Source organism: Streptococcus sp. Marseille-Q6379 (assembly GCF_965119505.1).
On record NZ_CBCPLV010000001.1, the window covers coordinates 1,102,388 to 1,115,366 of the forward strand.

A 12,979-nucleotide genomic window follows, 5' to 3' on the forward strand; every position below is an offset into this window, starting at 1 on the left:
CTTTCGTAAATTTTAGACTTTGCACTTCTCTAGAAAAATAATTTTCAGGGATTCCGAGTCTGTAAAATATCTACCAATTCTCCTTTTTTGTGCTAAAATAGATTTCATGGGCACAATCGTATTAAAAATGACAGCAGAGCAGATTTCGACACTCCAGAAGGACCTAGCAAGCTATGCGACTGCGACTAAAAATCCTTATGCAAGTTTTTCAGCCAAGGTCGATGGAATAATTGTCATCGCCTATACTTCAGGAAAGGTAACTTTCCAAGGTGCTAAGCCAGAAATCCTAGCTAGCCGTTTTGGATACCAAGCTGAACCTAAGCATTCACCTGATGGGCAAAACCTAGCCCTAATTGGATCAGACGAAGTCGGAAATGGCTCCTATTTTGGTGGTCTAGCTGTTGTAGCTAGTCTAGTTACCCCAGCTGACCATGCCTTTTTGAAATCTCTAGGAGTTGATGATTCTAAAAATCTTAACGATATCAAGATTCGTCAGATTGCACCTATTTTGGAGGAGAAAATTCCTCACAAGGCACTCCTTCTTTCGCCTAGAAAGTACAATGAAGTGGTTGGAGACGGTAAGAGTCATAATGCTGTGTCCGTTAAAGTAGCCCTCCATAATCAGGCTATCTTCCTATTGTTACAATCAGGTGCTAAACCAGATAAGATTGTTATTGATGCTTTTACCAGTGAGAAGAATTATCAAAAATATCTCAAGAACGAACGTAATCGCTTTGACTTTCCTATTACTTTAGAAGAAAAAGCCGAAGGTAAATACCTAGCTGTCGCGGTGAGCTCTATCATCGCCCGCAATCTCTTCCTGGAAAATCTGGATAAACTCAGCCAAGAAGTAGGTTATACTCTTCCTTCAGGTGCTGGTGCTAAGTCCGACCAGATCGCAGCCAAGCTTCTTCAAGCCTACGGTGATCAGGCTCTCCAAGCTACTGCTAAATATCATTTCGCCAATACTAAAAAAGCCTACCAACGCTTAAAATAACCCTGAAAGGTCTTAACTATGAAAAACAAATGGACCCAATACTTTCTCATTTTCCTTCGTGAATGGGGACTCTTTATCCTCTTTATCACATTCTTCCTCTTGACTCGCCTCTTCCTCTGGCTTCCTGTTCAGGTTGACGGCCACTCAATGGATCCAACTCTCGCCAATAACCAGCGTGTTATTGTTTTGAAACACACGTCCATTGAACGCTTTGATATTGTCGTTGCCAAGGAGGTTGAAAATGGTAAGACGAAACAAATCGTAAAACGTGTCATTGGGATGCCAGGTGATACCATTACCTATCAAAACGACAAACTTACTGTCAACGGTAAAGAAGTCAAGGAAGAATACCTCAAAGAATTCCAGGCTGCCTTTGCCAAAGATAAGCTACAAAAAGAGTATGCATACCGCGATTACTTCCAACAACTGGCTAAAGAATCTAAGGCCTTCACTGTCAACGCAGACAAAAACACTACTTTCTCTGTCACTGTTCCTGAAGGCAAATATTTCCTACTTGGAGATAACCGTATCGTTTCAAAAGATAGCCGCGAAGTTGGTTACTTTGACAAGAGTGCTCTTGTAGGGGAAGTCAAATTCCGCTTCTGGCCACTTAATAAAATTGGTACCGTTGAAGACAACTAAAACCACTAAATAAGATAAGGTTGGGGAAACCCAGCCTTATTATGTATCTAGGAAAAACACATGCAAGAATTTTATTTTTCAGGAACTATCGAACGCGTCATTTTCGAAAACACTAGTAATTTTTTTCGTATCTTACTCTTAGAGATTGACGAAACGGACAGTGATTTTGAAGACTACGAAATCATTGTCACAGGAACTATGGGGGATGTCATGGAGGGTGAAGACTATACCTTCTGGGGCCAACTAACCAATCACCCTAAATATGGGGAACAGCTACAAATGACCCGCTATGAGCGTTCAAAACCTTCTGCCAGCGGTCTTATCAAATATTTTGCCAGCGACAATTTCAAAGGAATCGGTAAGAAAACGGCCGAGCGTATTGTCGAAATTTACGGAGAAGACCCTATTGACAAGATTCTCGAGGATCCTAGCGAGTTAGAGCAGATTCCCAACCTCTCCAAGGTCAATCGAGAAGCCTTTGTTGCTAAGTTAAAAATCAATTATGGAGCCGAGCAAATCCTGTCCAAACTTTCTAGCTATGGACTCACACCAAAGGCCGCCTCACAAATTTTCAACCAATATAAGGAAGAGTCACTAAATCTTATTGAGGAACACCCTTATCTATTAGTAGAGGAGATTCAAGGAATCGGTTTTAAAATGGCTGACCAACTAGCTGAACGTCTTGGAATTGCTAGTGATGCTCCTGAGCGTTTACGAGCTGCCTTGATTCATTGTCTACTAGAAGCCAGTATGGAAGAAGGCGACACCTACATAGAAGCCAAAGCCTTGCTTGAACGGACCATCATTCTTTTGGAAGGTGCTCGTCCGATTGAACTTGACCCCGCCTTGGTCGCTAACCAATTAACCAATCTTATCCAAGAGGATAAGGTGCAAAATGTAGAGACTAAAATCTTTGATAATACCCTATATTTTGCGGAACAGGGCATCTATACCCACCTAACTCGTATCATGAAGGACCAACCTGATGTCAGCTCTGAAGACAAAATCTTAGACAGCCTTGAAGGGGTGGAAGAGGAGCTTGGTATTACTTATGATCAGGTTCAAAAAGATGCCATTTTCAAAGCCCTACAAAGCAAGGTCTTCATCCTGACAGGGGGTCCCGGAACAGGGAAAACCACTGTTATTAACGGCATTATTAAAACCTATGCTGACCTTCATGGCCTAGATCTCAAAAAGTCCGATTTACCTATTATTTTAGCAGCACCAACGGGACGGGCTGCTCGTCGGATGAACGAACTCACCCAACTACCTAGCGCCACTATTCATAGACATTTAGGCCTCAATAGCGAGGACGATTTTAAGACCTTAGAGGACTATCTCGATTGCGATTTGATTATCATCGATGAGTTCTCTATGGTTGATACTTGGTTGGCTAATCAACTCTTTGAAAGTATCTCTGATTCAACCCAAGTTATCATTGTGGGTGACCAAGACCAACTACCTTCCGTAGGCCCTGGCCAAGTCTTGGCTGACCTTTTGCAGATTGATAACTTGCCTAAGGTTTCCCTAACCAAAATTTTCAGACAATCCGAGGATTCCACTATCGTTACCCTAGCTAGCCAGATGCGCCAAGGCCAACTACCCGCTGATTTCACAGAGAAAAAGGCTGACCGCTCTTACTTTGAGGCCAATGCCAACCATATTCCACAGATGGTTCCTAAAATCGTCTCTGCTGCGATAAAGAGTGGGATTGCAGCTCAGGATGTTCAGATTCTAGCCCCCATGTACCGAGGACAGGCTGGTATTAACAATCTCAATACCATTATGCAAGACCTACTTAATCCTCAAGAAAAGGCCAATCAGTTCGCCTTTAATGATATCTTCTTCCGCAAGAATGACAAGATTCTCCATCTGGTCAACGATACAGAGCTCAATGTCTTCAATGGCGACATCGGAATCATTACTGATCTCATCCCTGGTAAATATACTGAAAGTAAGCAGGACGAAATCTACATGTCCTTCGATGGCAATGAAGTTATCTATCCTCGTAACGAATGGAGTAAGATTACTCTGGCCTATGCTATGTCAATCCACAAATCCCAAGGGAGTGAGTTCCCAGTCGTTATCCTTCCCATCACACGCCAAAGTGGGCGTATGCTACAACGTAACCTCATTTACACCGCAATCACACGCGCCAAGAGTAAACTAGTCATGCTAGGGGAAATCGCAGCCTTCGATTATGCTGTTCACAACGAGGGGGCTAAACGAAATACTTATCTCATCCAACGTTTTGAACAAACTTATACACAAGCTGTTGATAAGTCTGTAGAAAAGATTGTTAAAAACGAGGCAACAGACGCATCCAATCAAACCAAAAAGGAAAACAACGAATCCTCAGAACCCCTTGAAAACAAAGACATTTCGGGAAATATAAATCCATCTCCAGCTCTTATTAACACTTATTCACAGCCTGTGGATAAGTCTGTTAACAAACCTGTGCAAACCGAAGAAAACTATCGTTTAACTGAAGATAATTGGTCAACTATAGATCCTATGATTTGTCTCAGTGAAGACGATATTGCTGCCTTTTTTAACAATAACTAAAAAAGACTTGGAAAGCGACTCACTAAGAGCAACTCCAAGTCTTTTCATTTACTAAAACACTAAACGAATCAGGGCCATAGACACTATACCGACGATTACTGCATAGAGCAGATTTTTGCTCTTAAATGCTACAATTACCGTTGGCACAGTAGCCAGTATTTCCATCCACTTAAACTGTGGCAAGTGACCAATCTTCTCAGTCGTGAGACTAGAGAGAATCAGAGCAAAGAGGATAGAAACTGGTAAGTAGTGCAAAAATCGAACAACGATATCTGGTAAGCCCTTGTATTTCACTAAAACAAAGGGGAGAACACGGGGCACCCAGCTAACCACAAACCCAAGTAGAATGGCAATGAGAATAAACTTATTGACGGCCATCACACATCACCCCCACACTACATCCAACCAAAGTAGCCACTAAAACAGCCAAAGATTCCGACAGAATGACACTAAAGCTTAGATAAGCCACAGCAATAGATAGTAAAATCAAGAATAGCTTACGCACGCCTTTACCTAACAAAGCATCTATCTGACTACTTAACAAACCTATAAACATGGCAATCAAGGCAAAATCCAAACCAAAAAGCTCAGGATTAGGAATCATGGAACCAATCAAACACCCAACAACTGATGATACAATCCAAACCAGATAGCTGAAAATATTGTTCCCATGCATCCAGTTCGCAGAAATATCTTTATGATGCACATATTCTCCCAACAAGACACCATAACTTTCATCCGTAATCAGACTACCAATTCCCAGCTGATTCCAGAGGCTTGTTTTTGTAAAAATCGTCGTTGCATGTAAACTCATCAACATGTTACGCAAATTAACTAAGAAAACAGTCAAGGTTAACTCACCAAGGCCAGCTCCTGCAACTACTAATGCACACATAGCAAACTGAGCCGAGCCACCATAGACTAAGGCACACATGAGGCCAACCTCAAGGGCCGATAGACCAGAAGCCGCCGCTACAACACCAAAGGCTAGGCCAATAGCCACATATCCTAAGGCTGTCGGTACTGCAGCTTTTACACCTAAACGAAAGGCAGACATACTCAATTCCTTTCTAAAGGAACCTCTTACCAGACTAGTAAGAGGTTCTTCTTATTCTTCAAATCCTGCAAAGGCAAGACTTGGTTTTGCATTCAAGTCCAACTCAGCAAAATGTTTCTGATCACATTCAATGGCAGCTGCTAGGGCAATCATGCCAGCATTATCACCACAGAGACGTAAAGGCGGAATAACCACATCTACATCCGTAATTTCTTCAGCCAAACGTTCACGTAAGCCCTGATTAGCTGCTACGCCACCAGCAACAACAAGTGTCTTGACAGGATAACGCTCCAAGGCTTTCTTAGTCTTAGCTAGGAGAATATCCAACACAGCAGTTTGGAAGGAAGCACAAAGGTCCTCTTTGACTAGAACTTCTCCCTTCTGTTCTGCATTGTGATGCAAATTGATGAAAGCTGACTTTAGGCCTGAAAATGAAAACTCCAAGTGGTCTTCCTTAATCATAGCGCGTGGAAAATCATAAATATCTTTCCCTTTATGAGCCAATTCATCAATTTCACGCCCAGCTGGGTAGGTCAAACCCATCACACGCCCGACCTTGTCATAGGCCTCACCAACTGCATCATCACGTGTCTCACCAACAATCTTGTAATTTCCCGGTTCTGACACATAAACCAACTCTGTGTGTCCCCCAGACACCAAAAGGGCTAGGAGGGGGTATTCCAACTCTTGCACCTCACGCGCTGCCATAAGATGCCCAGCCATATGATTAACTGGAATCAAAGGCAATCCATGTACCCAAGCGAAGGCCTTAGCCGCTGCCATCCCGACCAAGAGCGCTCCGACCAAACCAGGACCATAGGTTACTGCTACAGCATCTAGTTGTTCAGCAGTAATGCCCGCCTCTGAAAGGGCATCCTTAATGCAAAGAGTCACCACTTCCACATGGTGACGACTAGCCACCTCAGGGACAACACCACCAAAACGTTTATGGCTTTCCACCTGACTGGCAATAATATTACTCAAAAGTTCCTTCTCATTTTTCAAAACGGCAACTGAAGTCTCGTCACACGAGCTCTCCACTGCCAAAATATATCTATCTACCATTAGACTTCCTCTCGCCTCATGATAACTGCATCTTCTTGAGGCTCATGATAATAATTTTTCCGAATTCCTAGACTTTCAAAACCAAATTTTCTATAAAGTGCCTGAGCGACTTGATTTGAAGCCCTCACCTCTAAAAATATAGGTTCACTACGCTCTTCCAAATGCTTCATCAGCTGACTAGCATAACCACGCCCCTGATAAGCTTTTAAAACAGCGATATTGGTCACCTCAAGCTCACCCACCAAATTTTGAAGGGCTAAAAAACCAACAACTTCTTCCTGATCATAAACATAGAAATACTCCGTAGTATCCAAAGCCAAGTCTGCTACCACTTGTTCTATCGTCCACGGAGATTTGTCATAAACATCCGACAAAATCTGATAAATCAGTTGAGCTTGCTCCTGACTACTCAATCTAGACGCGCTTGATGTAGTTGTCACGGTTAGTCTCCTCATGCGTCTTAAGCCAATTCTCCTCTGCCTCAACCCGCTTCAAGTAATGTGGAACAAAGGCATCCACATCAACAGAAGGCAAGGACAAGCCTAAACGACCAATTAACTGAGCTGATGGAAGGCTAGACAAGATCGTTGCCTCTGGAAGATTTTCCTTAATCTGATCCGCAAAATTAGCCACTTCACCGACAAATGTCACCTTTTCATAAACTTTAGCTTGCTCAAGAACATCTGTAAAGGCAGCATGACAATCAGGGACGATAGCCTGACCATTTTCATAAAAACCAACGTAAACATTATTACGACGGGCATCCATGATAGGAATCACAACACCGACAACCGAAAGGTTTGTCAGCGCCTGTAGACTTGAAACCCCCACTAAATCAATGTCAAGCGCATAGGCTAACGTCTTAGCTGTTGCGACAGCCACACGAAGCCCGGTGTAGGATCCAGGCCCCTGTGCAACCACAATACGTTCTAAATCAGACGGCTGCCAGCCTGCCTGAGCAACTAAAAAATCAATGGTGGGCATTAAACTAATACTGTGGTTCTTTTTTACTGTGACAGTTGTTTCTGCCACTAGTTTCTCATCTTCCAACAAGGCTACTGATAAAGCAGTGCTAGAAGTATCAAATGCTAATATTTTCATCTTTTTTCCTTGTTTCCTTTTATGCTTTTCTATTATAACACAAGTCACTGTTTCCCAGAAACGAACATTTTCCAACTTTTTCCGCCATTTTCTTTATCTAGCCCTTATCTTATGGTACAATAATAGTAATTGTTAAACGAATCAAGGCTACTAGCTATTACTCATAAAGTGAATATCATAACGTCAAGTAAATCATAGAAAGATTAACTTGACCGGTTTTTTTATAGAATGGCAGAGCCTTTTGGAAAGAAAGGAAAACCATGATTTATAAAGTCTTTTACCAAGAAACTAAAGAGCGTAATCCACGCCGTGAACAGACAAAATCACTCTACCTAGATATCGATGCAGAAACTGAACTTGAGGGACGTATCCAAGCTCGTCAAATCATCGAAAAAAACACTGCCTATAACATCGAATTCATCGAGCTCCTCTCAGAAAAAGCCCTTGAATACGAAAAAGAAACAGGCGTTTTTGAAGTAACGGAGTTCTAAGACCATGGCATCAAAAATCAATCTAAAACCTGAAGAAGTTGGGGTTTATGCGATTGGTGGTTTGGGGGAAATCGGTAAAAACACCTATGGTATTGAATACCAAGATGAGATTATCATCGTCGATGCGGGTATTAAATTCCCCGAAGACGATCTTCTCGGAATCGACTATGTCATCCCAGACTATTCTTACATCGTTGAAAACGTTGATCGTGTAAAGGCACTTGTCATTACCCACGGTCACGAAGACCATATTGGTGGGATCCCCTTCCTTCTTAAACAGGCAAATATCCCAATTTATGCAGGACCGCTTGCTCTTGCTCTTATCAAAGGAAAATTGGAAGAACACGGACTACTTCGTGACGCACAACTCTACGAAATTAATGCTAATACAGAGCTTACTTTCAAAAATATGAGCGTGACCTTCTTCCGCACTACTCACTCAATTCCAGAACCTCTCGGTATTGTCATCCATACACCTCAAGGTAAAATTGTGTGTACCGGTGACTTTAAGTTTGACTTCACCCCAGTAGGGGAACCAGCAGACCTTCACCGTATGGCTGCACTTGGTGAGGAAGGCGTTCTTTGCCTCCTCTCAGACTCAACCAATGCTGAAGTACCAACTTTCACTAATTCCGAGAAGGTTGTTGGCCAATCCATTATGAAAATTATTGAAGGCATCCACGGACGTATTATTTTCGCCTCATTTGCCTCAAACATTTTCCGTCTTCAACAAGCTGCCGAAGCCGCTGTAAAAACTGGCCGTAAGATTGTTGTCTTCGGACGTTCTATGGAAAAAGCCATTGTCAATGGGGTTGAACTAGGTTACATCAAGGTTCCAAAAGGGACTATCATTGATCCTAGTGAGATGAAAAACTATCATGCCAGTGAGATTCTTATCATGTGTACCGGTTCTCAAGGGGAGCCTATGGCGGCCCTGGCACGTATCGCCAATGGTATGCACCGCCAAGTGACACTACAACCTGGTGACACTGTCATCTTCTCATCTAGTCCTATTCCAGGGAACACCACTAGCGTTAACCGTCTGATTAATACCATTCAAGAAGCTGGTGTTGATGTTATCCACGGTAAAATCAACAATATCCATACCTCTGGACACGGTGGTCAACAAGAGCAAAAACTAATGCTTCGTTTGATAAAACCAAAATTCTTCATGCCTGTTCACGGTGAATACCGCATGCAGAAAGTCCACGCAGGTCTTGCTGTTGATTGTGGCGTTCCCAAAGATAATATCTTCATTATGGAAAATGGTGATGTCTTAGCCCTAACAAAAGACTCTGCGCGTCGTGCAGGTCACTTCAATGCCCAAGATATCTATGTTGATGGTAATGGTATTGGGGATATCGGAGCCGCGGTTCTTCGTGACCGTCGTGATCTTTCTGAAGATGGTGTCGTACTTGCCGTAGCTACTGTTGACTTCAAGTCTAAGATGATTCTAGCTGGTCCAGACATCCTCAGTCGTGGCTTCATCTATATGCGTGAATCTGGCGATCTTATCCGTGAAAGCCAACGCATTCTATTCAATGCTATTCGCATCGCTCTTAAGAATAAAGATGCTAGCATCCAATCTGTTAACGGAGCTATCGTCAATGCTTTACGCCCATTTCTATATGAAAAAACAGAACGTGAACCAATCATTATTCCAATGATTCTCACACCTGATAAATAAAAAAAGGTAGCCATCTAGCTACCTTTTTTTAAGTTTAAATCCAGTCTGAGCACAACTCTTCCAGCAAGTAAAAAAGCGCTATAAGCGCTTCTTTTCGTTTTATGCACCTGGATAAATGTAAGATACTGAACCTGGTGTAGTTGAGTTTTGTGGATCAAACCAACCACGATAGTTATTGATTTGTTGCTGGTTGTTATAGTTTGACTCCAAGATTTGAATTTGACCATCTTGACCAACTTGTGTTACATAACCAACGTGACCATAACCACCATCAGTCCAACATACAATTGATCCTGTCACAGGTGTTGAACCTACAGCATAACCTTGGCTAGCAGCGCTTCCGGCCCAATCGCCACCATTACCCCACCAGTTACTTGCCCATGGAGCGACTTCCTTAACACCCCATGTACATTGACCAACTGGATAACGATTCCAAGTAGCATCTGAATCAGTAGCTGTTACCTCTGAAGAAGAAACTTCTGTTGTTTCTTCAACTGCCGTAGTAGCTCCTGAAACTTCCAAGCTTCCACCAGGAACAATTGTTGACCAAATAGTCATGCCATTTTCAGCTGCTAATTGATAAGGATCTACACCATACTGACTAGCAATCCCGAAGAATGAATCTCCATTTTGAACTGTATAAGTATCAGCATTAACTGTTTGTGCGACTGTAAGACCGAGCAATAATGCACTTGAGGCTGCTGCCAAAGCAGCTTTTTTTGTAGTTTTCATATTTCCCCCTGAATAAGATTAATATGAAATTAGTTTAACACTCTCATATTTTAATGCGATTAAGGAGGAATAAAGAAATATGACAAAAGAAAACAGCTCAGTTAAAACTACGTAATTTGTCCAAGAACTTAATAAATTTAAAAGAAAAAGAAAACCAGGCATAACCTGATTTTCAAATTTAATTTCTTAATAAATGTCCAAGTAGTTATCAATTTCCCATTGTGAAACAAAGGTAGCATAGCTTGCCCATTCCATACGTTTCGCATCAAGGAAGTTTGTATAGATATGATTACCCAAAGCTTGACGAACCACTTCATCTGTTTCCAATGCTTTAAGAGCGTTACGAAGTGTTGATGGCAAATCAATAATACCTGCTTCTTTACGTTCTTCAGGAGACATTGAGTAAATGTTTGTTTCAACTGGATCTGGAGCATCAATCTTGTTAATAATACCATCAAGACCAGCTTCCAAAAGAACAGCAAGTGCCAAGTATGGGTTTGCCATTGGGTCTACTGAACGCAATTCCAAACGTGTACCCATACCACGAGACGCAGGAACGCGGATCAATGGTGAACGGTTGCTACCTGCCCATGCAATATATACAGGAGCTTCATATCCAGGAACCAAACGTTTGTAAGAGTTAACTGTTGGGTTAATAATTGCAGTATAGTTGTATGCATGTTTCATCAAACCACCAAGGAAGTAGTAAGCGTCTTGAGACAATTGCATACCACGTGGATCCTCTGGATCAAAGAATGCATTTCCTTCTTCAGTGAAGAGAGACATGTTACAGTGCATACCGCTACCAGCAATACCATATTTAGGTTTCGCCATAAATGTCGCATAAAGACCATGTTTACGAGCGATTGTCTTAACAACCAATTTGAAAATTTGGATATTATCACAAGCCTTCAAAACATCTGTATACTTGAAGTCGATTTCATGTTGACCAACCGCCACTTCATGGTGAGATGCCTCAACATCAAATCCCATTTCTGTCAACACATTAACGATTTCACGACGTGTGTTGTCTGCAAGGTCAGTAGAAGCAAGGTCAAAATAACCACCTTTATCGTTAACTTCAAGCGTAGGATTACCTTGCTCATCTAATTTGAAAAGGAAAAATTCTGGTTCTGGTCCAAGGTTAAATGATTTATAACCAACTTCTTCCATATGACGCAAAGCTTTTTTCAAGTTACCACGAGGGTCACCAGCAAATGGTTCACCCGCAGAAGTATAGATATCACAAATAAGACCAGCTACTGCACCATTTTCATCGCCCCAAGGGAAAACTGTCCACGTATCAAGATCTGGGTAAAGATACATATCAGATTCGTTGATACGAACAAATCCCTCGATTGATGAACCATCAAACATAGCTTTATTTGAAAGTACCTTATCCAACTGTTCATCTGTCGCAGGAATTTCAACGTTCTTCATAACACCAAGGATATCAGAGAACATTAAACGCAAGAAAGTAACATTCTTCTCTTTGACTTCGCGACGAATATCAGCTGCTGTGATTGCCATAATAGGGGTCTCCTTTATAAAAACCAAAAATAAAAGTTCAAAGCGTAATTAGATACGCAAGTTACCAAATTGTTGTGACGGGGTCGTAAAACGGCCTTGCTGAAGGAGTTCATCATGCAAGATACGTCGAACGTCCGCATCTGTTAAAGCCACTTGTTTTTGTTGGGCACGAACTTCACGCTCTTCGTACTCATGTTTAATCGCTGCAATATTGTAACCATCATCCAAAAAATCTTTGATTTCCAATAAACGATCCATATCATTTAATGAGTACATCCGACGATTTCCAGCTGTACGTTCAGGTTGAATTAAACCTTGATCTTCATAGTAACGAATTTGACGAGCGGTTAAATCCGTCAACTTCATAACTGTTCCAATCGGAAAAACAGCTAGAGAACGCCTTAATTCTTTCTCTCTTGCCATGATCATCCTCCTTTCCTAACAATTATATTCTGAATATTTCTACATGTCAACAGTTTATGTCACTTTTTCTTACACAATAAGCAATTACCGAACATTACATTGTATATTCGCTCTAATTTAAGGATTTTATCGAAAAATCATAAAAAATAGAGTCCAATAGAACCCTATCATTCTTATTTTAAATGTTTAAGTAGCCAATCATAATCATAATTGACAAGGATTGCTATAAAGACTCCACAGAATGTTTCAAAGACTCTAGCAATAACATAAGTAAAAGTATTATCAGGCGGAATAGACAAGGTAATAATCAAAAGTGCAGCCACCCCTCCAATAACACCAGAAGCATTATTAAAAGACACATTAATGACAATCGTTAACATTGTCAAAATTGGAACCAATAGCAAGGTCACCCAAACTGAATGATGAAACCACATATTCACAAAGTAAAATAATAGCGACAAAAGACCTCCAACCGTATTCGCAAAAATACGTGATTTACCAAACTGAATACTTCTATCAAAGTTTTCTCGAAGACTAAAGACTGCTGTCAAACAACCAATCTGAAGCCCTTCCCAACCTAAAGCAGAAAAAAGACCTAAAACAAGAAAGACAGCAAGTCCCGTCTTAAGTGTACGCATACCAAATTTAAATTTTTTCGGTTCAAATTTCAATCCCATTTTACCATTTTA

At 41.4% G+C, this 12,979-nt stretch carries 14 protein-coding genes; 5 read left to right on the top strand and 9 right to left on the bottom strand.

The features are described 5' to 3' along the window. Positions 1–106 precede the first annotated feature (106 nt). From rnhC to recD2, 3 genes are read left to right on the top strand one after another with little or no spacing between them, the layout of a single operon-like run. Positions 107–997 carry a ribonuclease HIII gene (gene rnhC, locus ACWPVZ_RS05470; RefSeq protein WP_414341175.1) on the top strand — a complete coding sequence of 297 codons (891 nt, stop codon included), beginning with the start codon at positions 107–109 and terminating at the stop codon, positions 995–997. Positions 998–1,015: 18 nt separating this feature from the next. After that, a complete protein-coding gene (gene lepB / locus ACWPVZ_RS05475) occupies positions 1,016–1,639 on the top strand; it encodes a signal peptidase I (RefSeq protein ID WP_013991198.1) in 624 nt (207 codons plus the stop codon). 60 nt (positions 1,640–1,699) lie between these two features. After that, a complete protein-coding gene (recD2, locus tag ACWPVZ_RS05480) occupies positions 1,700–4,204 on the top strand; it encodes an SF1B family DNA helicase RecD2 (protein ID WP_454381273.1) in 2,505 nt (834 codons plus the stop codon). A 51-nt stretch (positions 4,205–4,255) separates the two neighbouring features. Here the strand turns inward: recD2 and ACWPVZ_RS05485 are convergent, their stop codons facing one another. Genes ACWPVZ_RS05485 through tsaB form a run of 5 tightly spaced genes read right to left on the bottom strand, consistent with a single transcriptional unit; the run spans position 4,256 to position 7,427 of the window. Then, complete coding sequence (locus tag ACWPVZ_RS05485) at positions 4,256–4,582, bottom strand: AzlD domain-containing protein (protein WP_073686400.1); 327 nt, start codon at positions 4,580–4,582, stop codon at positions 4,256–4,258. Continuing rightward, positions 4,569–5,261, bottom strand: a complete 693-nt coding sequence (locus tag ACWPVZ_RS05490; protein ID WP_270317651.1) for an AzlC family ABC transporter permease — start codon at positions 5,259–5,261, stop codon at positions 4,569–4,571. The genes ACWPVZ_RS05485 and ACWPVZ_RS05490 overlap by 14 nt, the downstream gene beginning before the upstream one ends. A gap of 51 nt (positions 5,262–5,312) precedes the next feature. Further along, positions 5,313–6,326 carry a tRNA (adenosine(37)-N6)-threonylcarbamoyltransferase complex transferase subunit TsaD gene (gene tsaD, locus ACWPVZ_RS05495; protein WP_454381276.1) on the bottom strand — a complete coding sequence of 338 codons (1,014 nt, stop codon included), beginning with the start codon at positions 6,324–6,326 and terminating at the stop codon, positions 5,313–5,315. Further along, positions 6,326–6,781: a ribosomal protein S18-alanine N-acetyltransferase gene (rimI, locus tag ACWPVZ_RS05500; protein ID WP_045769118.1), complete on the bottom strand. Its 456-nt coding sequence runs from the start codon at positions 6,779–6,781 to the stop codon at positions 6,326–6,328. The genes tsaD and rimI overlap by 1 nt, the downstream gene beginning before the upstream one ends. Next, positions 6,741–7,427 carry a tRNA (adenosine(37)-N6)-threonylcarbamoyltransferase complex dimerization subunit type 1 TsaB gene (gene tsaB / locus ACWPVZ_RS05505; protein ID WP_347096059.1) on the bottom strand — a complete coding sequence of 229 codons (687 nt, stop codon included), beginning with the start codon at positions 7,425–7,427 and terminating at the stop codon, positions 6,741–6,743. The genes rimI and tsaB overlap by 41 nt, the downstream gene beginning before the upstream one ends. A gap of 260 nt (positions 7,428–7,687) precedes the next feature. On the opposite strand from tsaB, the gene ACWPVZ_RS05510 reads away from it, so the two are divergent. Both ACWPVZ_RS05510 and rnjA read left to right on the top strand, forming a co-directional pair. Further along, a complete protein-coding gene (locus ACWPVZ_RS05510; protein WP_002884752.1) occupies positions 7,688–7,918 on the top strand; it encodes a DNA-dependent RNA polymerase subunit epsilon in 231 nt (76 codons plus the stop codon). Positions 7,919–7,922: 4 nt separating this feature from the next. Continuing rightward, a complete protein-coding gene (gene rnjA / locus ACWPVZ_RS05515) occupies positions 7,923–9,605 on the top strand; it encodes a ribonuclease J1 (RefSeq protein ID WP_002884294.1) in 1,683 nt (560 codons plus the stop codon). 99 nt (positions 9,606–9,704) lie between these two features. Here the strand turns inward: rnjA and ACWPVZ_RS05520 are convergent, their stop codons facing one another. The 4 genes from ACWPVZ_RS05520 to ACWPVZ_RS05535 form a co-directional block, all read right to left on the bottom strand. After that, positions 9,705–10,337: a CHAP domain-containing protein gene (locus tag ACWPVZ_RS05520; RefSeq protein ID WP_008535629.1), complete on the bottom strand. Its 633-nt coding sequence runs from the start codon at positions 10,335–10,337 to the stop codon at positions 9,705–9,707. A 186-nt stretch (positions 10,338–10,523) separates the two neighbouring features. Beyond that, on the bottom strand, positions 10,524–11,867 hold the full coding sequence (gene glnA / locus ACWPVZ_RS05525; protein WP_454381280.1) for a type I glutamate--ammonia ligase: 1,344 nt from the start codon (positions 11,865–11,867) through the stop codon (positions 10,524–10,526). A gap of 48 nt (positions 11,868–11,915) precedes the next feature. After that, the gene (locus ACWPVZ_RS05530) at positions 11,916–12,290 is read right to left on the bottom strand and encodes a MerR family transcriptional regulator (protein WP_008535631.1); all 375 of its coding nucleotides are present in this window, start codon (positions 12,288–12,290) and stop codon (positions 11,916–11,918) included. A 173-nt stretch (positions 12,291–12,463) separates the two neighbouring features. Further along, positions 12,464–12,967: an FUSC family protein gene (locus ACWPVZ_RS05535; protein WP_037602725.1), complete on the bottom strand. Its 504-nt coding sequence runs from the start codon at positions 12,965–12,967 to the stop codon at positions 12,464–12,466. Between the last annotated feature and the right edge of the window lie 12 nt (positions 12,968–12,979).

Coding starts and splice junctions, on each gene's coding strand:
- rnhC (WP_414341175.1), top strand. CDS start 107: ATGGGCACAATCGTATTAAAAATGACAGCAGAGCAGATTTCGACACTC.
- lepB (WP_013991198.1), top strand. CDS start 1,016: ATGAAAAACAAATGGACCCAATACTTTCTCATTTTCCTTCGTGAATGG.
- recD2 (WP_454381273.1), top strand. CDS start 1,700: ATGCAAGAATTTTATTTTTCAGGAACTATCGAACGCGTCATTTTCGAA.
- ACWPVZ_RS05485 (WP_073686400.1), bottom strand. CDS start 4,582: ATGGCCGTCAATAAGTTTATTCTCATTGCCATTCTACTTGGGTTTGTG.
- ACWPVZ_RS05490 (WP_270317651.1), bottom strand. CDS start 5,261: ATGTCTGCCTTTCGTTTAGGTGTAAAAGCTGCAGTACCGACAGCCTTA.
- tsaD (WP_454381276.1), bottom strand. CDS start 6,326: ATGGTAGATAGATATATTTTGGCAGTGGAGAGCTCGTGTGACGAGACT.
- rimI (WP_045769118.1), bottom strand. CDS start 6,781: ATGAGGAGACTAACCGTGACAACTACATCAAGCGCGTCTAGATTGAGT.
- tsaB (WP_347096059.1), bottom strand. CDS start 7,427: ATGAAAATATTAGCATTTGATACTTCTAGCACTGCTTTATCAGTAGCC.
- ACWPVZ_RS05510 (WP_002884752.1), top strand. CDS start 7,688: ATGATTTATAAAGTCTTTTACCAAGAAACTAAAGAGCGTAATCCACGC.
- rnjA (WP_002884294.1), top strand. CDS start 7,923: ATGGCATCAAAAATCAATCTAAAACCTGAAGAAGTTGGGGTTTATGCG.
- ACWPVZ_RS05520 (WP_008535629.1), bottom strand. CDS start 10,337: ATGAAAACTACAAAAAAAGCTGCTTTGGCAGCAGCCTCAAGTGCATTA.
- glnA (WP_454381280.1), bottom strand. CDS start 11,867: ATGGCAATCACAGCAGCTGATATTCGTCGCGAAGTCAAAGAGAAGAAT.
- ACWPVZ_RS05530 (WP_008535631.1), bottom strand. CDS start 12,290: ATGGCAAGAGAGAAAGAATTAAGGCGTTCTCTAGCTGTTTTTCCGATT.
- ACWPVZ_RS05535 (WP_037602725.1), bottom strand. CDS start 12,967: ATGGGATTGAAATTTGAACCGAAAAAATTTAAATTTGGTATGCGTACA.